The sequence below is a fragment of the bacterium genome (assembly GCA_024226335.1).
Lineage (GTDB): Bacteria > Myxococcota_A > UBA9160 > SZUA-336 > SZUA-336 > JAAELY01.
On record JAAELY010000429.1, the window covers coordinates 1 to 1,897 of the forward strand.

The window sequence follows — 1,897 nt, forward strand, 5'->3', positions numbered from 1 at the left end:
CCGCGGTTTCCAGCTCCCTCGCGACAATCTCGAGCCTTTGCCCCGCACTCAGAGCCTCCGAGGTCCTTGCCGGCGCGATGAGGGTCCGGCTTCGCTCTGCGAGGAAGTCCTTGTAGAGGGGACTCAAGAAGAATTTATTCTTCAGCTGCAGCGGAAGGTCGTTGTAGGCGTAGCACTCGGCCGCCGAAATGTCCGCGACCGCGGCTTTCACGAGCGCGTGACCGATGGGCGGCAGCAGAGCCGGCGCGATCTTCACCAGGTCCCCCATGCAGGACGCCATCTTCCTCATGTCCGCCCACGTCGCGCGCAGCAAGCGCGTCAGCACGAAGGCGGGGTACTGGCGGATCTCCAGGGGCAAGCCCTCGACGAAAACCCCGACGTCGTCCCCGACGAAGGCCTCTTTCAAGTCCTCGACGTGGTGCACGTACTGCCGGAACCAGAACTTCACTGTGTAGGGACTCATTGTGTCCTGTGAGCTCCACTTGTCCGCTTCGATCGCCGTGTTCGTGGCGGAGCAGACCTTGAGGATGGTGTCGCTGTCCACCTTGTCGTCCTCGTCGAGTGTGGCGAGCTCCTTCATCAAGGCAGCGCGGCCCCGCAACGGGAGAGCGGACTCGGTCGAGGCGGCCTCGGCGGCGGCGGCGTCGTCCGCCTCCTGCCCGGGCGCGGGTCGAACCCTGGCCCGTTTGGAGGCGGAGTCCGCCAGAGAGTCCGCCGGCTCCGAATCGCTGTGCGCTTCGCCGTCCTGGATCATCGGCGTTGGCGTTGGCGGCAAGAGGTGTCCGGACCCGTGCCCCGGAGTGGTGCCACCATCGCGCTGCAAACAGCGCGTGGACGCTTTCACTGAGATTTCGGAGAGCCCCGGCCCCAACCATTCCTTAGGGCAGGAGCTGTCAATGACGAAGCAGCTCGCCAGTGACTGCCGCATCGCTTCGTCTACGTCGAGGTGCTCCGCGGGCACGACGAAGGCTTTGCAGCGCTCGGGAAGCGTGTAGCCCGCCCTCTGTCGAACCCAGTAGCGCTGCGTCAAGGCCACCTCCGTCACGATCTCCTGCGACCACTTCCTCAGGCTCCGGGCGCTGACCCGGGCGGCGTCCTTGTCGCCGGCCAGCCTGCGCAACGCGATGTACATGAAAACGTTGTCCGGGCTCGAAGGGACCGCGGCCGCGTTGTGCTCGCCCTTCTCGAGACGGCTCACGCTGCGGACGGCTACTTTCCTCTCCTCGGGTGTCGCCGCGACCCTGCCCTGTTTCACGTCCTCGTAGGCTCGCATCACGGAGTCCTTGTCCAGCCCTGTCGCCGCCATCGCTGGCTGCCGCGAGGGGCGTGGGAAAGCGATTGCGATTGGAGCTCCGGCGCTTCATGTCAATGACGTGGCGCATACAGGTCTGCTTTCTACTTCTACGGCGCCCCGTTCCATGTTCTGTGTTCCTCGCGACGCCCTTAATTTATCCAAGAACTCTGTTTGGGGGCTGTTTTCTTGGGTGCTGTTTTCAGGGGGTCAAAAAAAAGAGTTTTGAGGTGTTTTTTCGCCCTCGCCGCAATTCTAGCACTCGCTTCCTCTGAGGGAATTAATTCTCAAAAACCGCGTTTTTCCGAACATTTTCCAACAATTCTGCTCGTTTTCCTTCGCTAATCCGCGGAAAGCCTCTCGAACCTCGACTTTTCCAGCCGAAATAATTCTCGAAACCAGCCTTTCCAGACATGTTCGGACAATTCTCGACATTTCCCGTGGATTGTCCGCGGCTAGGCGCCCACCCCGTGAGAAATAGCAGAGCTTAGGCGAACAAAAACCGCGGTTTCCGTCGGAATTCGGGACCTTCTCTCGAGTTGTTGCTGCGACAGTGCAGACACTTACAGAGATGGTTTTAAAAAACGGCAAGGGAACAAATCCTGC

Annotated in this window: 1 protein-coding gene; it reads right to left on the minus strand. The window is 61.1% G+C overall.

Annotated features, from left to right (window positions below; translation table 11 throughout):
- Positions 1 to 1,273: hypothetical protein (locus GY725_20815; protein ID MCP4006629.1), on the minus strand; the 1,273-nt coding region annotated here is incomplete at its 3' end.
- Between the last annotated feature and the right edge of the window lie 624 nt (positions 1,274 to 1,897).